The sequence below is a fragment of the Pigmentiphaga sp. CHJ604 genome (assembly GCF_036972535.1).
Taxonomy (GTDB): domain Bacteria; phylum Pseudomonadota; class Gammaproteobacteria; order Burkholderiales; family Burkholderiaceae_B; genus Pigmentiphaga; species Pigmentiphaga daeguensis.
Genome location: NZ_CP136998.1, coordinates 1,964,802 through 1,987,284 on the forward strand (window position 1 = coordinate 1,964,802; position 22,483 = coordinate 1,987,284).

Below are 22,483 nucleotides of genomic sequence, written 5' to 3' on the forward strand. Positions count from 1 at the left end.
GATAGGACTGAACATGAAATGGATCATCGTCGCGCTGTACCTGGGCGCCATCGGCTACGTGCACTTCCGGGGCAAGGTCCGGCTGCGCTTCTTCAGGCAGTTGTTCGACCATTCCTCGATCGTGGCACCCGTCAACGCGTTCATGTACCTGTTTTCCCGGGTGCCCGCCGTGCCGTACATCCCGGTGCGGCAATTGCCGGCGCTGCAGGCGCTGGACGACAACTGGGAGGTCATCCGCGACGAGGCGGTGAAACTGCGCGACGCGCAGCGCATCCGCGCGGCGGAAAAGAACAACGACGCGGGTTTCAACTCCTTCTTCAAGTCGGGCTGGAAACGGTTCTACCTGAAGTGGTACGAGGCCCAGCATCCGTCCGCGCACGAGTACTGCCCCCGCACGGTCGAGATCCTGCGCGGCATTCCCGAGGTCAAGGCCGCCATGTTCGCCGAACTGCCGCCCGGGGCGAAGCTCAATCCCCACCGCGATCCGTTCGCCGGCTCGCTGCGCTACCACCTGGGGCTGGAGACGCCGAACGACGACCGCTGCTTCATCGAGGTGGACGGCGAGCGCTACAGCTGGCGCGACGGGCAGAGCGTGGTGTTCGACGAGACCTTCATCCACTGGGCCGAGAACGGGACGGACCGCGACCGCATCATCCTGTTCTGCGACGTCGAGCGTCCGCTGCGCTACCGCTGGGCGCAGGCCTTCAACAAGTGGATGGGGCGCAAGGTCATGACCGCCGCCAGTTCGCCCAACGAAGAGGGCGACAAGACGGGCCTGATCAACAAGCTGTTCTATGTCGTCTGGGTGGCCGGGCAGTATCGCCGCAGGCTCAAGAACTGGAACCGCACGGTCTACCGGCTGACCAAGGCAGCCCTGATCATTGGCGTGGTCGCGCTGATCATCTACATCTGAGCCAGAGGCGCGGCCGCAGGGCAGCAGGCAACGGCCATGGCGGCGAGCGCCATGGCCGTTTTTCATAGTCCCCGCGAGCGGGCGAAGGTTCCCAGGGCCAGGCCGGTCGTGGCGCACAGCGCCATCAGTGGCAGGGCATGGGACCAGTCCGGCACCGGGCCGGACAGCGTGACGGCCCAGGTCACCAGCGGGGCGGCCGCGAACTGGCCCAGGTTGGAGCCCTGCAGGAACAGCCCCTGGAGGCTGGCGATCTGGTCCGGACTCTTGGCCAGGCGCGGCGATGCCGACAAGGTGGCCGCCGGCAGGGTGCCGCCGATCAGGTTCAGGCTCAGGCAGGCCATGAAGCGGACGGCATCCGGCAGCCAATCCGAGAAGATCGCGCAGGCCGACAGGCCGACGACGACATGGGCCGTCATGATCAGCGAGCTGCCGCGCAGGCCGCGCTGCAACAGCGAGGCGCCGAGCACCGAGCCGCCGGCGTTGAAGAAGATCACGACGGCGGTCAGCAGGGAGGCGGTGCGCAGCGACAGCCCGCGTTCCTGGATGGCCCAGGTCGGCAGGAAGGTCATCACCGTGAAGAACTGGATGGCGTAGAACGTGAACGAAAGCCCCAGCACCCAGGGCACGAGCTGGCGCAGCCCGCCCGTCAGCTTGCGCCAGTCCAGCGAGCGCGCCGCCGGCCTGGCATGGACATAGCGCTTGCGCCAGAGTCCCATCCAGACCGCGCACACGGCCGTCACGCCGGCGATCAGCGTCCATAGCAGGCGCCAGTGGCCGTCCTCGAGCAGCAACGGTGCCGTCAGCAGCGCGAAGCTGATGCCCAGCGGCATGTAGGCCGACCAAAGGGCCAGCACCAGGCGGGTCTGGTGCGGCGCGCTGAGCGCCGTCAGCAGGGCGGGTACCGACACGACGATCGCGATCTGCCCGGTGCCTTCCAGGATGCGGCTGGCCAGCAGCATGGCATAGCTGTCGGATACCGCGCCCAGCAGCCCCCCGGCCATCAGCGCGCACAGGCCGGCGAGGGTGAAGCGCCAGGCGCCGACGCGGCCGGAGACGAGTCCCATGCCTGCCGCGCACAGGGTGGCAATGGTGCTGAACAAGGAAACGACCCAGCCCACCTCGCGCAGGCTCAAGCCCAGGTCCTGCTGCAGCAGCGGCAGCGCGGGCGGCATCTTGCCCACGCACAGGGCGACCAGGATGCCGCAGGCCACGCCCAGGCCGACACCGGGCCAATCGGTGTGTTGGGAACCTCTGTCGAGGGCCATGCGTCAGGCCTTGCCCAGGACGATCTTCATGGCGGGCAGCAGCTGGGCCGCCGTTTCCGGGCGCTCGAGCGCGTATTCCAGGTTCATTTGCGCGACATCCACGTGTTCCTCGGCCAGCGCCTGCGCACGGGCACCTTCGCCTTTCTCCATGGCCTGGACCAGCCGGTGATGCTGCAAGTGGGCGTAGACCATCCACTTCTGCCGTTCGTCCCCGGTGTTCTGCATCGGCAGCATGGTGCTGGGCGAGGCGAAGGGCAGGCGATTGTTCATTTCTATGGCGCGCGCCAGGGCGAAGTTGCCGGCGGCATCGATGATCAGCTTATGGAAGCGATCGTTCATTTCCCCGTACAGGGCATAGTCGTCATAGGTCATCTCGGCCTTGTTGACCGCGCGGTCGCCGTCCTGCAGGCAGGCCCGCAGGTCCAGCGACAACTGGCGCGAGACGCCATGCTCGGCCACCAGACGGGCGGCCATGCCTTCCAGGTGGCCGCGCACCGCGATCGCATCGTGGATCTCGCGCGGCGTGAAGCGCCGCATCATGTAGCCGTTGGTGGGCGAGGGCTCGATCAGCCCTTCCTGTTCCAGGGCGGCCAGCGCCAGGCGAATGGGCGTGCGCGACACGCCCAGCTTCTCGGCCAGCGGAATCTCGGCCAGACGTTCGCCGGGCGTGAATTCCCCTTTGAGTATCAGGTCCCGCAGTTGCACCAATACGCGCGTCTGTTGCGATTCCAATGTCGCTCTCCTTTGCGGGTGCGGCGCGTGCCCCTCGAGGCGCGGCGCGATCACCGGCGCTCATTGTATCCAATTGATTGGCTGGATCCAGTTTTATGATTCTGGGGCATTCTTCAGCTATGGAGGCCCCCGTTCAAGGTCAGGCTAGGGAAAACGATGTGGTTGTTTAAGTTTTTGAAAAATAAAGATAATTAATGATTCATGGCATTCTTGGCAATGATGCGTGATCAAGATCGGCATGGCATGGGTTTACATCGTTGGATCCATAGAATAGTATCTTGCATACATCGCATCGTCCCATTGGAGTTCGTATGTCCCCTGAACAGAATCAACGCATCACCCGCGTGGGGGTGGGTACGCCGGCCGGCAACCTGCTGCGCCGGTACTGGCAGCCCGTTGCCCTGGTCGACGAACTGGAGGGCGATCGCCCGGTCCGCCCGGTCAAGCTCATGGGGCAGGACTTCGTCTTGTTCCGCGACGAGCAGGGACGCTACGGCCTGCTCGATCGGGACTGTCCGCACCGCGGCGCCGACCTGGCCTTCGGGCGCCTGGAGGATGGCGGACTGCGCTGCCTGTTCCATGGCTGGCTGTTCGACGTCGATGGCGCCTGTCTGGAAACGCCGGCCGAGCCGGAAGGCAGCAAGCTGCCCCAGCGCATCAGGCAGAAGTCCTATCCCGTGGTCGAGAAGAGCGGCCTCCTGTTCGCCTACATCGGCGAAGGCGAGCCTCCGGCGTTTCCCCACTTCGACTGCTTCGTCGCCCCGAACGAATACACCTTCGCCTTCAAGGGCTATCTCGACTGCAACTGGCTGCAGGCGCTGGAGGTCGGCATCGACCCCGCCCACGCTTCGTACCTGCACCGCTTCTTCGAGGACGGCGATACCGAGGCCAGCTACGGCAAGCAGTTCCGCGGCGCGTCGGCCGACTCCAACCTGCCCATCACCAAGGTGCTGCGCGAGTACGACCGCCCCGAGATCAAGGTCGATCCGGCCAACTACGGGCTGCGCCTGACCGCGCTGCGCCGGCTGGGCGGCGAGCAGACCCACGTGCGCGTGACCAATCTCGTCTTCCCCCAGGCCTTCATCATTCCCATGAGCTCCGAGATGACGATCGCTCAATGGCATGTGCCCATCGATGACGAAAGCTGCTACTGGTACGCCATCTTCACCAGCTTCGGCCAGCCGGTGAACAAGCAGCAGATGCGCGAGCAGCGCCTGGCGCTGTACGAGCTGCCGGACTACATGCCGCGCGTGGGCCGTTTCAACAACTACGGATACAACGCCAAGGAGCAGGCGACGCAGACCTACACCGGGATGGGGCACGACATCAACGTGCACGACCAGTGGGCCGTGGAATCGCAAGGCAAGATCCAGGACCGTACCCGCGAGCACCTGGGCTCCACCGACAAGGGCATCGTCGCCTATCGTCGCCTGCTGCTCGAGGCCATCGACCAGGCCGAGCGTGGCGAAAAGGCCCTGATGATGATCGATGAGTCGCAGGCGGGCGAATTCACCGGCCCGCCGTCCATCGACGGCATCGGCCCGGACGATACCTGGAGCGATTACTGGAAGGTCGCGGACGAGAAGCGCCGCAAGAGTTCCGAGTGGGCCGCGTAGGGGGCGACATGTCTTTCGTTGATCGGTTCGGCCTGTGGTCCGAGGTCCAGCAGCAAGCCGCCCGCGACGTCATCGCCGCCCTCGAGAGCGGCAAGCTGGATGTCGTGCGTTTTTCCTTCCCCGACCAGCACGGGATCCTGCGCGGCAAGACGCTGGTGGCCCAGGAGGCGGTGCGCGCGCTCAAGAGCGGCGTCACCATCACCACCACCATGTACGCCAAGGATACGTCGCACCGGACGGTGTTCCCGGTGTTCACGTCCGGCGGCGGCTTCAGCCGCCCCGAGATGCAGGGCGCCGCCGACGTGCTGATGGTGGCCGATCCCACCACGTTCAAGGTCCTGCCCTGGGCGCCCAATACCGGCTGGCTGTTGTGCGACACGTACTTCCAGACCGGCGTACCCGTGCCGTTCGATACCCGCCAGCTGTTCCGCAAGACGCTGGCGAACCTGAACGAAGCCGGGTATGGCCTGATCACGGGGCTGGAGGTCGAGTGCCACGTCTTCAGGGTGGCGCAGCATCACATGCGCCCGGAAGACGCGGGCCAGCCCGGCCAGCCAGGCGTGCCCCCGGATGTCGAACTGATGTCGCACGGCTACCAGTACCTGACCGAGCTGCGCTATGACGCGGTCGACGCGGTCATGGAACTGGTGCGCAAGACCACGCAGCAACTGGACCTCCCGCTGCGTTCGCTGGAAGTGGAGTTCGGTCCCAGCCAGTTCGAGTTCACCTTCGCGCCGGGCGATGCGCTCAAGACCGCCGACGACATGATCCTGTTCCGCAACGCGGTCAAGCAGGTCTGCCGCCGCGAAGGCTTCCATGCCACTTTCATGTGCCGCCCGCGCATCCCGAACGTCGTGTCCAGCGGCTGGCACCTGCATCAATCCCTGCGCCGCCTGTCCGACGGCAGCAATGCCTTCGTGCCCGCCGAGGCGGGCCAGGACCTGTCGCCGGTGGGGCGCCACTACCTGGGCGGGCTGCTCGCCCACGCCTGCGGCGCCACCGCGCTGTCCACGCCGACGCTCAACGGCTACAAGCGCTACCGGCCGTATTCGCTCGCGCCCGATCGGGCGATCTGGGGACGGGACAACCGTGGCGTCATGCTGCGCGTGCTGGGCGGCGTGGGCGACTCCGCGACCCGTATCGAGAACCGGGTGGGCGAACCCGCGGCGAATCCCTACCTGTATTTCGCGTCCCAGGTGCTGTCGGGCATGGATGGCATCGCCCGCGCCCTCGATCCCGGGCCGTCGGCCGATGCGCCCTACGAGACCCAGGCCGCCAGCCTGCCGCATACGCTGACCGAGGCGCTGGGATGCTTGCGCGACGATCCGGTGCTGCGCGAGGGGCTGGGGGCCGGCTTCGTGGATTACTTCTGCCACATCAAGGAAGCCGAGATCGCCCGCTTCAATCTCGAAGTGAGCGAGTGGGAACAGCGCGAGTACTTCGAACTGTTCTAGGGGAGGTTTCCCCCCCGACGCGCTGACGCGCGCCCCGCATGGTGGGCCCCCAGCCGCTACGCGGCAGCCCCTCAAGGGGGCCGGGACCCGCCTCGGGGCGGCCCGGCGCCGGGTCCCGAGGGGCGATGCGCGCGGCCTGGCAAAGCCGGATCCGCGGTTTCCTGGATCAGTTGCTCGCGTCTTTGTGATAGCTCGTGACGAGGTCGACTTCGTTCTTCGAGCCCAGGATCACGCTGACGCGTTCGTGCAGCGCGGCGGGCTCGATGTCCAGGATGCGCTGCAGGCCGTTGGTCGAGGCGCCGCCGGCCTGTTCCACCAGCATGCTCATCGGGTTGGCTTCGTACATCAGGCGCAGCTTGCCGGGCTTGGTCGGTTCGCGCGCATCCCACGGGTACATGAAGATGCCGCCGCGGTTCAGGATGCGGTGCACGTCGGCCACCATGGAGGCGATCCAGCGCATGTTGAAGTCCTTGCCGCGCGGTCCGGTCTTGCCGGCCAGGCATTCCTCGATGTAGCGCCGCACCGGCGGTGCCCAGTGGCGCATGTTGGACATGTTGATCGCGAATTCCTTGGTGTCGGCGGGAATGCGGATGTTTTCCTGGGTCAGCACCCACGAGCCGACTTCGCGGTCCAGGGTGAAGCCGAACACGCCGGTGCCCACGGTCAGGATCAGCATGGTCTGCGGGCCGTAAAGCGCGTAGCCCGCCACGACCTGCTGCGAGCCCGGCTGCAGGAAGTCCTGCTCGGTGATCTCGCGGCCACGGGCCTCGGCGGGCGCGCGCAGCACCGAGAAGATCGTGCCGATGGACACGTTCACGTCGATGTTGCTGGAGCCGTCCAGCGGGTCGAACAGCAGCAGGTATTCACCCTTGGGGTAGTGGGTGGGAATGAGGTGGACGGTCTCCATTTCCTCGGAGGCCATGGCCGCCAGCTGGCCACCCCACTCGTTGGCTTCCAGCAGGATTTCGTTGGACAGCACGTCCAGCTTCTTCTGCACCTCGCCCTGGACGTTCTCGGTTTCCAGGCTGCCGAGCACGCCGCCCAGCGCGCCCTTGCCGACCGCGTGGCCGATGGCCTTGCAGGCGCGGGCGACGATTTCGACCAGCAGGCGGACTTCGGCGGGCAGGGCGGCGGCCCCGCGCTGCTGCTCGATCAGGAATTGGGTAAGCGTCTTGCGCTTCATGCGGCGATCTCCAGGGCTTTAGAAACGATTTCGGTGACGTTGCGCGACAGGCCGGGATGGCTGCGCACCTGCTGCAGCGCCTGGCGCATGGGGTCGCTCAGTTCGGGTACGTAGCGGACCCAGCGGTCCAGCGCACGGGCCAGGCGAGCCGCGATTTCCGGGTTGAGGGCGTCCAGCGCCAGGACCTGGCTGGCCCAGTAGCGGTAGCCGCTGCCGTCGGCGCGATGGAAGCCGTAGGGATTGTTCAGGCAGAACTGGAAGACCAGCGAGCGGGCGCGGTTGGGATTGCGCAGCGAGAACGCCGGATGGGCCATCAGGCCTTCCACGGTCTGGACCGTGGTGCCCCGGGCGGTCGCCTGCAGGGTGAACCATTTGTCCACCACCAGCGGGTCGTCCTGCCAGCGGTCGTAGAAGTCGGCCAGCACCCGCGCGGCGGCGTCTGGCGCGCCGAAGTTGACCAGCGAGGAGAGGGCCGACAGCCGGTCCGTCATGTTGCGCGCCGTGTCGTATTGGCGCAGTGCCAGTTCCGCCGCGCCGTCCACGCGGCCGGCCATCAGCGTGGCCAGCGCGAGGTTCTTCAGCGCGCGCTTGCCCGCGCTGACCGGATCGGGCGAATAGTCCCCCGGCGTCTGGTTGGCATCGATGGCGGCGCGCCAGTCGTCCGCCAGCGCGCGGCCGAGCGCGCCCAGGGTTTCGTCGCGCACGGCGGCCAGCGCCACCGGATCGACCTTGGCCATGTGTTCGGCCAGCGTCTTCTCCGACGGCAGCGTCAGGGCGCGAGCCCGGTAGGCGGCATCCAGCCCCGGCGCGGCCAGCACCGAGCGCCAGGCTTCGATGAAGTCGCCATGCAGCACGAAGGGCTTGCCCTCCTGCCGTTCGCGAGTGGCCGCCAGGATGACGCGGGTAGCCAGTTGCTGTCCGGCTTCCCAGCGGGCGAAGGCATTGCCATCGTGCTTCATCAGCAGCGCGAGCTCGTGATCGGTGTAGTCGTATTCGACGATGACCGGCGCGGAAAAGTCGCGCAGCAGCGAGGGTACCGGCCTGGCGTCGATGTTCTCGAACGTCCATTGCGCGTGCTCGGTGGTCAGTTCGAGCAGCGCGGTGTCGCGCACCTCGTGTCCGCCCGCCTGCTCGAGCGGCAGGGCCCGGCCTTGGGCATCCAGCAGGCCGATGGCGAAGGGAATGTGGAAGGGCTGCTTGGCCGGCGCGCCCGGCAGGCGCTCCACGCCCACGGGTTCGCAGCGCTGGGCGAGCGTGACCGTGCACCGCCGCGTTGCGGCGTCGTGCTCGATCGTCACCCGCACCCGCGGCGTGCCGGCCTGGCTGTACCAGCGCCTGAACACGGACAGGTCGCGTCCGGGGTGATCCTGCACGTAGACCGACTCCATCGCGGCGACGAAGTCGTCGCAGGTGACGGCCTGGCCATCGTGCCGGCGGAAGTACTCGGCCAGCCCGCGCGTGAAGCCCGCGGGCGTCAGCAGGGTCTGCTGCATGCGAATGACTTCCGCCCCTTTCTCGTAGACCGTGGCGGTATAGAAGTTGCCGATCTCCTGGTAGCTCTCGGGCCGGATGGGGTGCGCCATCGGGCCGGCATCCTCGGGGAACTGCGCGGCCCGCAGCGTCACGACGTCGTCGATGCGCTTGACCGTGCGCGCGCTGGCGGCCGCCTGCGCGTCCAGTCCCTGCGCCATCATGTCGGCGGTGAATTCCTGGTCGCGGAAGACGGTCAGGCCTTCCTTCAGGCTCAGTTGGAACCAGTCGCGGCAGGTGACGCGGTTGCCGGTCCAGTTGTGGAAATACTCGTGCCCGATCACCGCTTCGATCGCGCTGAAGTTGGCGTCGGTGGCGCTTTCCGGGTCGGCCAGCACGTAGGCGGCGTTGAAGATGTTCAGGCCCTTGTTCTCCATGGCGCCCATGTTGAAATCGCGGGCGGCCACGATCATGAAGCGGTCCAGGTCCAGTTCGAGCGAGAAGCGTTGCTCGTCCCAGCGCACGGCGCGCTCCAGCGACTCCAGCGCGTACTGCGTCTTGGCCTCGCTGCCGGGGTCGCTGTAGACCTGCAGCAGCACCTCGCGGCCCGAGCGGGTGCGCATGCGGGACTCGCGCCAGGTCAGGGTGCCCGCGACCAGCGCGAAGAGGTAGCAGGGCTTGGGAAAGGGGTCTTCCCAATGCGCTTCGTGGCGGCCATCGGGCAGGTCGGCCTGCTTGACCAGGTTGCCGTTGGACAGCAATTGCGGGAAGCGTTTCTTGTCGGCCCGCAGCACCACCGAATACCGCGACATGACGTCGGGCCGGTCGGGGAACCAGGTGATGCGGCGAAAGCCCTCGGCCTCGCACTGCGTGAAGAAGACGCCGTTCGAGATATAAAGCCCCATCAGCGCCGAATTGGCCTCGGGCCGGCAGCGCGAGACGATCTCGACCTGCGCCTGGACGCCCAGGTCGTCCAGCGTCAGGGTGCTGCCGTCCACCTGGTAGTGTCCGCTCCAGTCCCGGCCGTCCACCTTGACGGCGACCAGTTCCAGTTCCTCGCCGTCCAGGACCAGCGGGCCTTCGCCGGTACGCCGTACCTCCAGCAGCGAACGGACCAGGGTGTCGGCGGGGTCGAGGTCGAATTCCAGCCTGACCGTCGCGATGTCATACGGAAACGGAAGGTAATTCTGGCGTCTGATGGTGACGGGAGTATCGGTACGCATGATGGCGGAAACGAGTGGCGGCGCAGGGATGGGATTGTAGCGGGGCGGGGCGGGACGCGTCGGCCGAGAACCGAAACACCTCGTGTCGGTCCAAGCGCCATAACGGTTAAATTACGATTCTTGCTGCGGACGCGAAAGCACCATGTCGATATCCAAATGTAATTCTTTCTTCGGACGGGGCGGCTGGACATGGGCCAGCCGCGTCGCGAAGGTGGCCGCCGTGGCGTTGCTCGCGGGCTGCGCGACCACGGTGCCGGCCCGCGTCACGACCTTCCAGCAATGGCCGGCCGATGCCGTCGGCGCCACCTGGAAATTCGATACGTCCGCGGCGCAGCGGGACAGCCTGGAATATCGCGAATACGCCGACATGATCCGGTCGGGCATCGGCCCCACCGGCATGGTCGAGGCCGAGGCGGGCAAGCCCGCCCGCTTCACCGTCAGCTTCTCGTACGGCGTCGAGCCGGTGCAGGTGCGCATCGAGCGTCCGGCCTACGATCCCTTCTACGGGCCCTGGGGGCCGTGGGGCTACGGCTGGGGCGGCTTCGGCTATCGCGGCCGCGGCGGCATGGGCTTTGCCTGGGGGCCCCCGTATCCGCCGACCTGGACGTCCACCACGGTAGACGCATCCCGCGCGTCGCTGCGGGTGGAGATCCGGGACGCCAGGCAGAACGGGCAGAAAGTCTACGAGTCCACGGCCGTGAGCACCGGCTCGGGCGACTCCATTCCGCAGGTGATGCCCTACCTCGTGCGGGCGATCTTCGATCGTTTCCCCGACACGAACGGACAGGTCCGGGACGTCACCTACGAGGTGGAGCAGCGCAGGTAGCGCTCGCGCCTCAGCCGGCCCGGGCCGGCGGCGGGCTGATCTTCAGCCCCGCCAGGAAGTCGTCGATGACGCGGCCGCCCACTTCGGTGATGTCGAAGTCGCCAGGTTCCAGCATCCAGTCCATGAACAGGCCATGCATGATGGCGTGCAGGCCCAGGGCGGCTATGCGTGGGTCGGTGTGGGGCGGAAGCTGCCCCAGGGCGATGGCGCGGCGGAAGCCGTCTTCGTAGCGGCCCAGGGCGACCTTGCGGCTTTCCACGTGGCGACGGCGCATGTCCGCCGTTTCCGCCACATATTCGCACTTGAACAGCAGGATCTCACAGACCCGCTGCGCGCTCGCGCCCTCGGAGATCAATTGCATGGCGCCGACGGCGCTGCGCCGCAACTGGTTGAGCGGATCCGGGGAGTTGGCGTCGCAACTGCGCTCGAGCGCATCCTCGATCGGCATCTTGACCCGCTGCAGCATCGCGTCCAGCAGGTCCGTCTTGTTCTTGAAGTGCCAGTAGATCGCGCCACGGGTTACATTGGCGGCCGCCGCGATATCCTGCAGCGACGTGTGCGAGACGCCTTGTTCGCTGAAGATCTGCTCGGCGGTTTCGAGAATGCGGGTGCGGGTTTCGAGCGCTTCCTCTTTCGTTTTGCGTACCATGGCCATGCCCAGCCGGTGGTGTCCGGCATCAGCCTGGAAGGCAGCCGGACGGAGGTGTGTGAGTGAATGGGCTATCTAGCTAAGGTGCCCCTGCGCAATGCTTATATACATGCATGAATGTATGTAAGCATACCATGTTTTGGCTTGTTTGACTGAGGAGAGGGCGCATGGCTGCCCAGATATTGGCATTCGTGGGGCTTCTGGCGTTATCCAACACATTCATGACGTTCGCATGGTATGGACACCTGCGATACGCCCATGGCAGTCCGTGGTATCTGGCCCTGATGGCGAGCTGGGGGCTGGCTTTTTTTGAATATGCAATCATGGTGCCCGCGAACCGCTACGGCTTCGATTTCCTTAGCGTAACGCAGATGAAGATATTGCAGGAGGTGGTGACGCTGACGGTGTTCGTGCCGTTCGCCTTGCTGTTCATGGATGAGCGGCTGCGGCTGAACCATTTATGGGCGGCGTGCTGCCTGGTGGGCGCGGTTTATTTCGCCTTCAAGAAATAATTCACGACCGTAATAATCCGAGGCTTTGGACGGGTAAACCTTTCCGGATGGTAACAATCAAAAAGGTGGTTTTACGGATATGAATCGTAAAACCACCTTTACAAAGGCCCTGCCGGCCTGCGCCGTATTACTGGGCGATGAGAAACTGGTCGCGCGTCGCGCCGCCGGCTTCGGCCGCCACCAGCCAGCGCGGGGGCTTGCCGCGGCCGGTCCAGGTTTCGCCGGTTTCGGGATGGCGGTACTTGGGAGCGACCTGCTTGGCGGGTTTTGCCGCGCTGGTCTTGGCGGCGGTGCCGCTCGCCCGCTTGCGGGGCGCCCCGCCCTTGGCCTGGGCGGCTTTCAACTCGTCCAGCGTGATCGAGAATTCCTGCATCGAGCGAAGAATGGAAGCGATGACAGGCTGGCGTTGTTTCTGGCGAACGCTTTCCGCTTTTTCCTGAAGCTTGCGGATTTGGGCCTGCAGTGATTGGTAGGTATCTTTAGCCATTTTTGTCCAGGTGGTTTTTTCAGGCGAAGGGCAGGAAATACTCGATTTGGAACGCGGGATTGCCAGCGCATTTTAGAAGCGAATTTTCCAAGCTGTGAAGCCCTTATGTGAAAACGGATACATTTTCAAAAGAATAGAGCGCCATTTGCGCCGGAAGTTCATTCGGAAACCTACTTGGGTAATTTCCCGGAGTCGCCTGCGCAAGGCCGTCCGACTCCGGAATTTTTGAGGAACGGCCGCCGCGGGCGGCCGCATGAAAAGACATGGCTCTACGTTCGGTGGTTTACAAGGCGGTACTGCAGGTAGCGGACATGGACAGGGGGTACTACGCGGAACATTCCCTGGTCGTTGCGCGCCATCCCTCGGAAACCGATGAAAGAATGATGGTGCGGGTACTGGCCTTCGCGCTGAATGCGGACGAGGAGCTGGCGTTCGGCAGGGGGCTGTCGACCGACGACGAGCCGGATCTATGGCGCAAGGATCTGACCGGTGCCGTGGACGTCTGGATAGAAGTGGGCTTGCCGGACGAGAAATGGCTGCGCAAGGCATGCGCCCGCGCCGCGCGGGTGGTGCTCTATGCCTATGGCCGCACCGCCGACGCGTGGTGGCGCCAGAACCAGGGCAAGGTGGCGCGGCTGGATAATCTGCAGATTTTCCGGCTGGCCCCCGACGATACCGCCGCGCTGGCCCGGCTCGCGGAACGAAACATGCAGCTGCAATGCAACGTGCAGGAAGGCCAGGCCTGGATGGGTAATGGCGAGCGGGACGCCACACTGACGCCGGAAAGGCTGCATCCCTCATTATGAATAGGGTTTTTGGACGCCATGGGATGCCATGAACGTCCGCGTTTTTGGTGCTAGGATAAAAAAGCAAAGTGGTTACGAGTTTGGTCTACCGAAAAGCGCCGACCTAGGGGGATCTTTGCCTGTGCGGGTTGAGCGCCGATAAAAACGCGCGTCTGTCGCGACTGACAGGTTGTGGAATACGGAAAACCCTACATGAATGCACTTTTTTCTCAGGCGGAACGTCGGCTTTCGGCTTTACCCATTCCCGTTCAACTCATACTGCCCGATGGCACCCGGCTGGGGGCCGACAATGCGAAGGTCGGGTTCAAGCTCAGGACATTGCGATCCGTCTCCCACCTGGTGCGGGGGCGTATCGGCCAATTGGGCGAAGACTATGTCGAGGGGCGCGTCGACATAACCGGCAACATGCGCGACCTGATGGCGGCGGCCGCCGCCATACTGACGGAGTCGCCCGTGGACAATTCCCCGCCCGGCTGGCTGTCGGAGCTGGGGCGCAAGGCGACGTCGGCCATGCGCCACACCATGGACCGCGACGCGCGGCAGATCCAGTTCCACTACGACCTGTCCGATGATTTCTACGGCCTGTGGCAGGACCCGCGCCGCGTCTATTCGTGTGCCTATTACCGCGATTCCGGCATGACGCTGGCCCAGGCCCAGGAAGCCAAGCTCGACCATATCTGCCGCAAGCTGCGGCTCCAGGAAGGCGAGCGGTTCCTGGACATCGGCGCCGGATGGGGCGGCCTGCTGCTGTGGGCCGCCGAGAACTACGGCGTCGACGCCACCGGCATCACCCTGTCCAAGAACCAGCATGCGCACGTCAATCGCCTGATCGAGGAAAAGGGGCTGCAGAACCGTGTCCGGATGGTGCTGCTGGATTATCGCCAGTTGGAGGAAACCCAGCCCTACGACAAGATCGCGTCCGTCGGGATGTTCGAGCACGTCGGGCGTGCCCAGCTGACCGCCTATTTCTCGAAGATCCGCCGGCTTCTGCGCCCGGGCGGCCTGGTGATGAACCACGGGATCACCTCCGGTGGCACCTATAACGCCCAGCTCGGCAGCGGAATGGGAGACTTCATCGAGAAGTACATATTCCCGGGCGGGGAACTGGTGCATGTCAGCAAGGTGCTGGAGACGCTCAGCGACGGCGGGCTGGAAGCCGTCGACGTCGAGAATCTGCGCCCCCATTACGCACGCACGCTGTGGGCCTGGAGCGACGGGCTCGAGGCCAAGCTGGACGAGGCCTACCGGATCTTGCCGGGCGAGCAGGGCGCCAAGTCCGTGCGGGCCTACCGGCTGTACCTGGCCGGCTGTGCCATGGCGTTCGAGCAGGGCTGGATTTCGCTGAATCAGGTGCTGTGCCAGCGTCAGGGCGTATTCGATGCAAGCCAGCTCGACGAGCCGGCCGGCCAGGCGTATCCGTTCCGCCGGGATTACATCTATCGCTGAGGTGCCGGCAGGCACCGCCGAAGCAATGAGCCCCGCCTAGGCGGGGCTCGCGCATTGCGGCGGGGTGTTCACGCGGCGGTCAGAGCGACGCCGCGGAGAACGTGTCGCAGTTGCCCGGATTGCCGCTTTCCAGTCCACGCTTGAACCAGCGCACGCGCTGGGCCGATGTGCCATGCGTGAAGGCGTCCGGGACCACGTAGCCCTGGGCTTCCTTTTGCAGGCGATCGTCGCCGATGGCCGAGGCGGCGTTCAGGGCGGCTTCCACGTCGCCGGGCTCCAGGATCTGCCGGGCCCGATTGGCGTGATAGGCCCAGACGCCGGCGTAGCAGTCGGCCTGGAGTTCCATCCGCACCGACAACTGGTTGGCCTCGACCTGGCTGGAGCGCCGCTGCTGGCGATTGACCTTGTCGGCCGTGCCCAGCAGGTTCTGGACATGATGTCCGATCTCATGGGCGATCACATAGGCGCGGGCGAAGTCTCCCGGGGCGTTCAGGCGACGCTGCATTTCCTCGAAAAAGCTCATGTCGAGATAGACGCGGGCATCGCCGGGGCAGTAGAACGGCCCCATGGCCGCCTGGCCCGTGCCGCACGCGGTATTCGTGGCGCCCGAGTACAGGACCAGCTTGGGCTCGGTGTAGCGGCTGCCGGACGCGGTGAATAGCTGGCTCCAGGTGTCCTCGGTGTCGGCCAGCACCTTCGAGACGAACAGGGCCTGCTTGTCGTCGGCCGGCGGCGGTCCCGACGATTCCTGGACCGACTGGCCGGGGCCGGAGGCCAGGTCCAGAACCACGGATGGATCGACGCCGAAGTACATGGCGACCAGCGCCAGCACCACCGCGCCTATGCCCAGTGAACCGCGGCCCGCCAGGCGGGGACCGCCGCCGCGCCGGTCTTCGATGTTGCTGCTTTCTCGGCCATTGTCCAGACGCATGGGGCTTCCTCTGTCCTTTATCGTTCGATGCGGTGCGCGGGCGCACGGCCAGAATATAAACCGATCCGGTCCGGCGCGGCCTCGCTCCCGCCGAGCCGCGGAGGAGGCGGGGTGTTGTTTATGCCGCAACGATGGCGGAGCAAAATCGCAAAAGGCGCAGCAACGGGCCGCAAAAATGTGGGAGCATTTCTCCTCGGGAGCGCATGCTGCGCTAGGCGCGACGCAAGCCGGGAAAAGCCCTAGCCCTGCAAGGGGTTAATGCCTACTTGACATATTCTCGCGCTCAACTGACGAAACAAAAAAATTCGTTCTTTTTATACAAACATCCATGAATGTTTGTATAATCGCCTGCTTCATGATGTCCGCAATGTCTTCCCGTCCGCACCCGGCGCGCGCCAGGCCGCCGGACGCGCAAGGCTTTCGTCATCCCGGGATTTCGACTACGTTTCGGCTTCATCCGTGCCGCGACGTCTATGCCTAGAGGAATGCTATGCAACGCAAAAGACGCTCACCCTATCTGCTAGGCGCGGTATCGCTGGCGACCCTGCTGGCGCTGTCTGCTTGCGGCAAAGGAAACGGTGGCGCGCAGCAGGGCGCGGGAGCGCCTCCTCCGATGGAGATCGGCACGGTCACCATCACGCCGACCAAGGAAGTCATCGTCAACGAACTGCCCGGGCGCCTGGAAGCGACCCGCATCGCCGAGGTCCGCGCGCGCGTGGCGGGCATCGTGCTGCAGCGCGCGTTCCGCGAGGGCAGCGACGTCAAGGCGGGCCAACTGCTGTTCAAGATCGACCCGGCCCCTTTCCAGGCCGACTACAACAGCGCCAAGGCCAATCTCGAGCGCGACGAAGCCAACCTGTACCAGGCCCGCATGCTGGCCGAGCGCTATGAGCCGCTGGTGAAGGCGAACGCGGTCAGCAAGCAGGAGTACGACAACGCCGTTGCTTCGTACAAGCAGGCGCAGGCGGCCGTGTCGGCCACCAAGGCCGCGCTGGACCGGGCCAAGCTCAGCCTGGACTATGCCACCGTCACGGCCCCGATTTCCGGCCGCATCGGCCGCGCGCTGGTTACCGAGGGCGCGCTGGTCGGCCAGGGCGAGGTCACGCCGCTGGCGGTCATCCAGCGCCTGGATCCGGTCTACGCCAACTTCACGCAGTCCGTGGCGCAACTGAGCCAGCTGCGCGCGGCCTTCGACAGCGGCAAGATCAAGCAGGTCGCGCCGAACGAAGCCCGTGTCTCGCTCGTGCTGGACGACGGTTCGCGTTATCCGCTGACCGGCAAGCTGCTCTTCTCGGACGTCACGGTCGATCAAAGCACCGGCCAGGTCACGCTGCGCGCCGAGTTCCCGAACCCGAACAACGTCCTGCTGCCGGGGATGTACGTGCGGGTGCGGGTCGAGCAGGGTATCGACGAGGCGGCGCTGACCGTGCCGCAGCAGGCGGTGCAGCGCGGCGCCAACGGCGATGCGTCGGTCTACGTGGTCGGCGCCGAGAACAAGGTCGAGCCGCGTCCCGTCAAGACCGGCGCCGCGGTGGGCGATCGCTGGATCGTGACCCAGGGCCTCAAGCCCAACGACGTGGTCATCGTCGAAGGTTTCCAGAAGGTGCGTCCGGGCGCGCAGGTCAAGCCCGTACCCTGGAAGCCCGCGGCCGAACCCGCGCCGGCGCAGCCGGCTGGCCAGCAAGGCAGCAAGTCGTGATCGGTACCGTGCCCGGCGCGCGATCCGCCCCGGGTGCGCGGACCGGTGAAGACCGGTCCGGTCGAGACGCAGGCAGGGCGAACCCGGCTTCGTCAAAGTCGAGCCGGGTCCTGTCGGGCCGCCCGAAGCATCTCTAAGAGAGTCACCAGACATGTCGCAATTTTTCATTAGCAGGCCGATTTTTGCCTGGGTGGTCGCGCTGTTCATCATCCTGGCAGGCGTCCTGGCCATTCCCAACCTGCCGGTGTCGCAGTACCCGGCGGTGGCGCCTCCGGTCATCTCGGTGTCGGCCACCTATCCCGGCGCGTCGGCCGAAACGGTGGCCCAGTCGATCACCAGCCTGATCGAGGACGAGCTCAACGGCGCGCAGGGCATGTTGTATTTCGAGTCGCAGAGCAACTTTGGCCGCGCCGAAATCGACATCACCTTCGCGCCGGGGGTCGACCCCGACCTGGCCGCGGTGGACGTGCAGAACCGCATCAAGCGGGTCGAGTCCCGCCTGCCGCAATCCGTGCTGCAGCAAGGGCTGCGGGTGGAGAAGGCCAGCACCAACTTCCTGCTGGTGCTGACCTTGTCCTCGGAAAGCGGCGAAACCGATGCCGTGGGCCTGGGCGACTACCTGACCCGCAACGTGCTGAGCGAGATCCGCCGTATCCCCGGCGTGGGCCGGGCGCAGCTGTTCGCCTCGCAGCGGGCCATGCGCATCTGGATCGATCCGGCCAAGCTGGTGGGCTACAAGCTGTCCACGGCCGACGTCAATGCCGCCATCGCCGGCCAGAACGTGCAGTTACCGGCGGGCGCCATCGGCGACCAGCCCAATCTGCCGGACCAGCAGATCACTGCCACCATCTCGGTGCGCGGCCAGCTGGCCACGCCCGAGGAGTTCGGCAACATCGTGCTGCGCGCGAATCCGGACGGCTCGTCCGTGCGCCTGCGCGACGTCGCGCGCATCGAGGTCGGCGCCGAGACCTACGCGTTCTCGTCGCGCCTGAACGGCAAGCCGACCGCCGCCGTGGCGGTGCAACTGGCGCCCGGCGCCAACGCGCTGTCGGCGGCCGAGGGCGTCAAGGCCAAGATGGAAGAGCTGGCGGCCTATTTCCCCGCCGACTACAAGTACGACATCCCGTACGACACCTCGCCCTTCGTGAAGGCGTCGATCGAGAAGGTGCTCCATACCCTGGTCGAGGCCATGGTGCTGGTGTTCCTGGTGATGTTCCTGTTCCTGCAGAACTTCCGCTACACGCTGATCCCGTCCATCGTGGTGCCGATCTGCCTGATGGGCTCGTTCGCGTGCATGCTGATCGCCGGGTTCTCGATCAACGTGCTGACCATGTTCGGCATGGTGCTGGTGATCGGTATCCTGGTGGACGATGCCATCGTGGTGGTGGAGAACGTCGAGCGCATCATGGTCGAGGAAGGGCTGCCGCCCAAGGAAGCCACCCGCAAGGCCATGGGCCAGATCAGCGGCGCCATCATCGGCATCACACTGGTGCTGACGGCCGTGTTCCTGCCGCTGGCCTTCATGAGCGGCTCGGTGGGCGTGATCTACCGGCAGTTCTCGCTGGCCATGGCCACGTCCATCATGTTCTCGGGCTTCCTAGCGCTGTCCCTGACGCCGGCGCTGTGCGCCACGCTGCTCAAGCCGATCCCCAAGGGCGCGCATGACGAGAAGAAGGGCTTCTTCGGCTGGTTCAACCGCAGCTTCAACCGGACGGCCGACGGCTACCAGAACTGGGTGGGCCGCCTGCTGGCCAAGACCGGGCGCTACATGGTCATCTATGCGGCGATCCTGGCCGTGATGGCCTATACGTTCCTGCGCCTGCCGTCGTCGTTCCTGCCGGCGGAAGACCAGGGCTACGTGATCACCGACATCCAGACGCCCCCGGGCGCCTCGGCCAACCGCACCCGCGAGGCGGTCGAGGTCATGGAAGCGCATTACTCCGAGCGGCCGTCGGTGAAGTCCATCATCACCATCCTGGGCTTCAGCTTCTCGGGCATGGGCCAGAACGCGGCTCTGTCGTTCGCCACCCTCAAGGACTGGTCCGAGCGCGGCGCGGACGAATCGGCGCAGGCCGAGGCCGCGCGCGCCAACGGCAGCTTCTTCGCCCGCATCAAGGACGCCATGGTGTTCTCGATCGTGCCGCCGGCCATTCCCGAACTGGGCAACGCGACCGGCTTCACGTTCCGCCTGCAGGACCGTGGCGGGCTGGGCCACAACGCGCTGCGCGACGCCCGCGACCAGTTGCTGGGCGCCGTCGCCAAGAGCTCCGTGATCGCGTACGCCCGCGTCGAAGGCCTGGAGGACGCGCCTGAACTGCGGCTGCTGATCGATCGCGAGAAGGCCAACGCCCTGGGTGTGTCGTTCGATTCCATCCGTTCGGCGCTGTCCACGTCGGTGGGCTCGGCCGTGGTGAACGACTTCATCAACGCCGGCCGCGTCCAGCGCGTGGTCGTGCAGGCCGAGGCCGGGGACCGCATGTCGCCGGACGATCTGCTGCGCCTGTACGCCGCCAACTCGAGCGGCGGCCTGGTGCCGTTCTCGGCATTCGCGTCGTCCGAGTGGGCCAAGGGGCCGGTGCAGGTGATCCGCTACAACGGCTATCCCGCCTACAAGATCTCGGGCGATGCCAAGCCGGGCTTCAGTACCGGCGAGGCCATGAGCGAGATGGAGCGCCTGGTGCGCGAGCTGCCCCCGGGCATCGGCTACGAATGGACGGGCCAGTCGCTGCAGGAGCGCGTGTCGGGTGCCCAGGTCCCCATCCTGCTGACCCTGTCGCTGCTGGTGGTGTTCCTGGTGCTGGCCGCGCTGTATGAAAGCTGGTCCATCCCGTTCTCGGTGATCCTGGTGGTGCCGTTGGGGATCCTGGGCGCGGTGCTGGCGGTGACGCTGGTGGGCATGCCCAACGACGTGTTCTTCAAGGTAGGCCTGATCACCATCATCGGCCTGTCGGCCAAGAACGCGATCCTGATCGTGGAATTCGCCAAGGACCTCTATGCCGAGGGCAAGGGCCTGGCCGAGGCCACGATCGAGGCGGCGCGCCTGCGTTTCCGCCCCATCGTCATGACTTCGCTGGCGTTCATCCTGGGTGTGCTGCCGCTGGCCATCGCCACCGGCGCGAGCTCGGGTGCGCAGCGCGCCATCGGTACCGGCGTGATGGGCGGCATGATCTCCGCCACGCTGCTGGCCGTGTTTCTGGTGCCCGTGTTCTTCGTGGTGGTGCTGAGGCTGTTCAAGACCAAGCCCGAATCGCTGCATGTCATGGGGCACCATGACGACGAGCCGAACAAGGGCGACGCCGGCGCGGCGGGAACGGTCAAGCATGAAGGAAACTGATATGAAACGACCCGCATACTCACTCGTGGCGGTGGCCGTCGCCGCCTTGCTGGGGGGATGCTCGATGATCCCGACCTATGAGCGCCCGGCGGCACCGGTGGAGGCGGATTTCTCCGCCCACGGCGCCGCGCCGGCCGGCTCGCAGCCGGCCACGGCCGACATAGGCTGGCGCCAGTTCTTCGGCGACGAACGTCTGCAACGGCTGATCGCGCTGTCGCTGGAGAACAACCGCGACCTGCGCGTGGCGGTGCTGAACATCGAAGCGGCCCGGGCCCAGTACGGCGTGACGCGCGCCGACCAATTCCCCGGCGTCAATGCCAACGCCAACGGCACGCGCCAGCGTACGCCCGGCGACCTGTCGTACTCCGGCCGCTCGACCATAGGCAGCCAGTACCAGGTGAACCTGGGCGTGACGGCGTTCGAACTGGACCTGTTCGGCCGCGTCCGCAGCCTGAGCCAGGCCGCGCTGGCGCAGTACCTGGCCAGCGAGGAAACACGGCGCAGCACGCAGATCAGCCTGGTGGCCCAGCTGGCCAATGCCTACCTGAACGAGCGCTCCAGCGACGAACTGCTGGCGCTGGCCCAGCGTACGCTGAAGACCCGGCAGGATTCGTACAACCTGATCAAACTGCGCTACGACGCCGGCGCGGCTTCCGAGCTTGAGCTCCAGCAGGCCGAGTCGCTGGTGCAGAGCGCGCTGTCCGAGCAGGCCATCGCCGAGCGCAACCGGGCCCAGGCCACCAATGCGATCGTGTTGCTGATCGGCCAGCCCCTGCCGGCCGACCTGCCCGCGCCGCGACCGCTGAGCGAGCAGGCGTTGCTGGCCGACGTGCCGGTCGGTCTGTCGTCCGACCTCATCGAGCGCCGGCCCGACATCCGCTCGGCCGAGCAGCAATTGCGCAGTGCCAATGCCAATATCGGTGCCGCCCGGGCCACGTTCTTCCCCAGGATCTCGCTCACCGGCGCGTTCGGAACCGCCAGCAGCCAGTTGTCCGGGCTGTTCGACAGCGGCTCACTGGCCTGGAGCTTCGCGCCTCAGATCAGCCTGCCCATCTTCGACGGTGGCCGCAACCGGGCCAACCTCGACCTGGCCGAAGCCCGCAAGAACATCGCGGTGGCCCAGTACGAGAAAACGATCCAGACGGCCTTCCGGGAAGTGGCGGACGCGCTCGACGCCAAGGGTACCTTCGATCGGCAGATCCAGTCGCAACAGACTCTGGTAGATGCATCCCGCCGCAGCCTGGAACTGTCCGACATGCGGTATCGCAACGGGGTCGACAGCTATTTGCAGCTGCTGGATGCGCAACGCGCGTTGTTCACCGCCGAACAAAGCCTGTTGCAGGCGCGCACGCAGCGCCTGAACAACCTGGTGGGCTTGTACAAGTCGCTGGGGGGCGGTTGGGAAGAGAACACGGTGGCCGCCAAGGCGGCGCCAACCTCTACCGTGCAATGAAACAAGGGGCGCTGCGGCGCCCCTTGTCATTCAACCCGTCGACATTTCATCCGTCCATGCCTGGTCCCGGAATGAACAAAGGGCGTCTCCCGCGAACGGGGACGCCCTTGCCGGGGCACCGCATGAGCTGCGATCAGCCGTTGACGTACTGGACGTTGTAGCGGCGGGCGTTCGCCTTCAGGTCGGCGATCAGGTTCAGAACCTGCTTGGCCGCGGCGCGCAGGGCTTCGAACGGACGGGGCTGTTCGAATTCGTTGGCCAGTTCGCCACGGATCAGTTCGCGCTCGAGCGTGTCGGTCAGCTTGCTGTCTTGAACGTATTTCATGGCTGTATCCTTTACAGTGGTTGCCTAGGTGCTATCCCCTAGGTGATAACCCTATATTAGGGGAAACCCCAGGATAAGGCAAGCCTTTGTCGCATCGCAGCATGAATGAGCGGTCAAGTGTTGCCCTCCAGCCTCAGTTTGGATGTTTATAAATCACTC

At 65.7% G+C, this 22,483-nt stretch carries 18 protein-coding genes; 10 read left to right on the forward strand and 8 right to left on the reverse strand.

Translation table 11 applies throughout. From position 1 onward, the window contains the following. The first annotated feature begins 13 nt into the window (after positions 1-13). On the forward strand, positions 14-913 hold the full coding sequence (gene lpxO, locus R4823_RS09525; RefSeq protein ID WP_087841027.1) for a lipid A hydroxylase LpxO: 900 nt from the start codon (positions 14-16) through the stop codon (positions 911-913). Positions 914-975: 62 nt separating this feature from the next. On the opposite strand, the gene R4823_RS09530 is transcribed toward lpxO, so the two are convergent. Both R4823_RS09530 and R4823_RS09535 read right to left on the reverse strand, forming a co-directional pair. Further along, on the reverse strand, positions 976-2,178 hold the full coding sequence (locus R4823_RS09530; protein WP_132980392.1) for an MFS transporter: 1,203 nt from the start codon (positions 2,176-2,178) through the stop codon (positions 976-978). Between the two features lie 3 nt (positions 2,179-2,181). Then, the gene (locus tag R4823_RS09535) at positions 2,182-2,910 is read right to left on the reverse strand and encodes a GntR family transcriptional regulator (RefSeq protein ID WP_087841029.1); all 729 of its coding nucleotides are present in this window, start codon (positions 2,908-2,910) and stop codon (positions 2,182-2,184) included. 311 nt (positions 2,911-3,221) lie between these two features. On the opposite strand from R4823_RS09535, the gene R4823_RS09540 reads away from it, so the two are divergent. Then, positions 3,222-4,526 carry an aromatic ring-hydroxylating dioxygenase subunit alpha gene (locus R4823_RS09540; protein WP_087841030.1) on the forward strand — a complete coding sequence of 435 codons (1,305 nt, stop codon included), beginning with the start codon at positions 3,222-3,224 and terminating at the stop codon, positions 4,524-4,526. 8 nt (positions 4,527-4,534) lie between these two features. Continuing rightward, complete coding sequence (locus R4823_RS09545; RefSeq protein WP_132980393.1) at positions 4,535-5,980, forward strand: glutamine synthetase family protein; 1,446 nt, start codon at positions 4,535-4,537, stop codon at positions 5,978-5,980. Between the two features lie 166 nt (positions 5,981-6,146). On the opposite strand, the gene R4823_RS09550 is transcribed toward R4823_RS09545, so the two are convergent. Together R4823_RS09550 and pepN are read right to left on the reverse strand one after the other, a co-directional pair. Beyond that, entirely contained in the window at positions 6,147-7,163 is a 1,017-nt protein-coding gene (locus R4823_RS09550) for a class 1 fructose-bisphosphatase (protein ID WP_279813791.1), read from the reverse strand. After that, on the reverse strand, positions 7,160-9,856 hold the full coding sequence (gene pepN / locus R4823_RS09555) for an aminopeptidase N (RefSeq protein ID WP_087841817.1): 2,697 nt from the start codon (positions 9,854-9,856) through the stop codon (positions 7,160-7,162). The genes R4823_RS09550 and pepN overlap by 4 nt, the downstream gene beginning before the upstream one ends. 142 nt (positions 9,857-9,998) lie before the next feature. On the opposite strand from pepN, the gene R4823_RS09560 reads away from it, so the two are divergent. Then, positions 9,999-10,682, forward strand: a complete 684-nt coding sequence (locus R4823_RS09560; protein ID WP_279813797.1) for a DUF4136 domain-containing protein — start codon at positions 9,999-10,001, stop codon at positions 10,680-10,682. Positions 10,683-10,692: 10 nt separating this feature from the next. Here the strand turns inward: R4823_RS09560 and R4823_RS09565 are convergent, their stop codons facing one another. Next, positions 10,693-11,331, reverse strand: coding sequence for a TetR family transcriptional regulator (locus tag R4823_RS09565; protein WP_165963284.1), 639 nt, complete (start codon positions 11,329-11,331; stop codon positions 10,693-10,695). Between the two features lie 167 nt (positions 11,332-11,498). Between R4823_RS09565 and R4823_RS09570 the strand changes: the two genes are divergently transcribed. Further along, positions 11,499-11,843 carry a DMT family protein gene (locus R4823_RS09570; protein ID WP_087841814.1) on the forward strand — a complete coding sequence of 115 codons (345 nt, stop codon included), beginning with the start codon at positions 11,499-11,501 and terminating at the stop codon, positions 11,841-11,843. Positions 11,844-11,970: 127 nt separating this feature from the next. Here the strand turns inward: R4823_RS09570 and R4823_RS09575 are convergent, their stop codons facing one another. Beyond that, a complete protein-coding gene (locus tag R4823_RS09575; RefSeq protein WP_338618463.1) occupies positions 11,971-12,330 on the reverse strand; it encodes an H-NS histone family protein in 360 nt (119 codons plus the stop codon). A gap of 263 nt (positions 12,331-12,593) precedes the next feature. Between R4823_RS09575 and R4823_RS09580 the strand changes: the two genes are divergently transcribed. After that, positions 12,594-13,136, forward strand: coding sequence for a YaeQ family protein (locus tag R4823_RS09580; protein ID WP_338618464.1), 543 nt, complete (start codon positions 12,594-12,596; stop codon positions 13,134-13,136). A gap of 192 nt (positions 13,137-13,328) precedes the next feature. After that, positions 13,329-14,582, forward strand: coding sequence for a class I SAM-dependent methyltransferase (locus tag R4823_RS09585; protein ID WP_087841811.1), 1,254 nt, complete (start codon positions 13,329-13,331; stop codon positions 14,580-14,582). Positions 14,583-14,661: 79 nt separating this feature from the next. Here R4823_RS09585 and R4823_RS09590 read toward each other — a convergent pair whose 3' ends face one another. Beyond that, positions 14,662-15,513, reverse strand: coding sequence for a neutral zinc metallopeptidase (locus R4823_RS09590; protein ID WP_132980395.1), 852 nt, complete (start codon positions 15,511-15,513; stop codon positions 14,662-14,664). 490 nt (positions 15,514-16,003) lie between these two features. On the opposite strand from R4823_RS09590, the gene R4823_RS09595 reads away from it, so the two are divergent. The 3 genes from R4823_RS09595 to adeC all read left to right on the forward strand — a co-directional run bounded on the left by R4823_RS09595 (position 16,004) and on the right by adeC (position 21,999). Further along, complete coding sequence (locus R4823_RS09595) at positions 16,004-17,212, forward strand: efflux RND transporter periplasmic adaptor subunit (RefSeq protein WP_087841809.1); 1,209 nt, start codon at positions 16,004-16,006, stop codon at positions 17,210-17,212. Between the two features lie 151 nt (positions 17,213-17,363). After that, a complete protein-coding gene (locus R4823_RS09600; RefSeq protein ID WP_087841808.1) occupies positions 17,364-20,546 on the forward strand; it encodes an efflux RND transporter permease subunit in 3,183 nt (1,060 codons plus the stop codon). A 1-nt stretch (position 20,547) separates the two neighbouring features. Continuing rightward, positions 20,548-21,999: an AdeC/AdeK/OprM family multidrug efflux complex outer membrane factor gene (gene adeC, locus R4823_RS09605; protein ID WP_338618467.1), complete on the forward strand. Its 1,452-nt coding sequence runs from the start codon at positions 20,548-20,550 to the stop codon at positions 21,997-21,999. A gap of 133 nt (positions 22,000-22,132) precedes the next feature. On the opposite strand, the gene R4823_RS09610 is transcribed toward adeC, so the two are convergent. Further along, complete coding sequence (locus tag R4823_RS09610) at positions 22,133-22,324, reverse strand: hypothetical protein (protein ID WP_132980396.1); 192 nt, start codon at positions 22,322-22,324, stop codon at positions 22,133-22,135. Positions 22,325-22,483 lie beyond the last annotated feature (159 nt).

Bases quoted from the DNA above. Each gene is read 5' to 3' on its own strand.
- pepN (WP_087841817.1), bottom strand. From the start codon at position 9,856: ATGCGTACCGATACTCCCGTCACCATCAGACGCCAGAATTACCTTCCG.
- R4823_RS09600 (WP_087841808.1), top strand. From the start codon at position 17,364: ATGTCGCAATTTTTCATTAGCAGGCCGATTTTTGCCTGGGTGGTCGCG.
- lpxO (WP_087841027.1), top strand. From the start codon at position 14: ATGAAATGGATCATCGTCGCGCTGTACCTGGGCGCCATCGGCTACGTG.
- R4823_RS09580 (WP_338618464.1), top strand. From the start codon at position 12,594: ATGGCTCTACGTTCGGTGGTTTACAAGGCGGTACTGCAGGTAGCGGAC.
- R4823_RS09610 (WP_132980396.1), bottom strand. From the start codon at position 22,324: ATGAAATACGTTCAAGACAGCAAGCTGACCGACACGCTCGAGCGCGAA.
- adeC (WP_338618467.1), top strand. From the start codon at position 20,548: ATGAAACGACCCGCATACTCACTCGTGGCGGTGGCCGTCGCCGCCTTG.
- R4823_RS09575 (WP_338618463.1), bottom strand. From the start codon at position 12,330: ATGGCTAAAGATACCTACCAATCACTGCAGGCCCAAATCCGCAAGCTT.
- R4823_RS09570 (WP_087841814.1), top strand. From the start codon at position 11,499: ATGGCTGCCCAGATATTGGCATTCGTGGGGCTTCTGGCGTTATCCAAC.
- R4823_RS09530 (WP_132980392.1), bottom strand. From the start codon at position 2,178: ATGGCCCTCGACAGAGGTTCCCAACACACCGATTGGCCCGGTGTCGGC.
- R4823_RS09565 (WP_165963284.1), bottom strand. From the start codon at position 11,331: ATGGTACGCAAAACGAAAGAGGAAGCGCTCGAAACCCGCACCCGCATT.
- R4823_RS09590 (WP_132980395.1), bottom strand. From the start codon at position 15,513: ATGCGTCTGGACAATGGCCGAGAAAGCAGCAACATCGAAGACCGGCGC.
- R4823_RS09585 (WP_087841811.1), top strand. From the start codon at position 13,329: ATGAATGCACTTTTTTCTCAGGCGGAACGTCGGCTTTCGGCTTTACCC.
- R4823_RS09540 (WP_087841030.1), top strand. From the start codon at position 3,222: ATGTCCCCTGAACAGAATCAACGCATCACCCGCGTGGGGGTGGGTACG.
- R4823_RS09560 (WP_279813797.1), top strand. From the start codon at position 9,999: ATGTCGATATCCAAATGTAATTCTTTCTTCGGACGGGGCGGCTGGACA.
- R4823_RS09545 (WP_132980393.1), top strand. From the start codon at position 4,535: ATGTCTTTCGTTGATCGGTTCGGCCTGTGGTCCGAGGTCCAGCAGCAA.
- R4823_RS09550 (WP_279813791.1), bottom strand. From the start codon at position 7,163: ATGAAGCGCAAGACGCTTACCCAATTCCTGATCGAGCAGCAGCGCGGG.
- R4823_RS09595 (WP_087841809.1), top strand. From the start codon at position 16,004: ATGCAACGCAAAAGACGCTCACCCTATCTGCTAGGCGCGGTATCGCTG.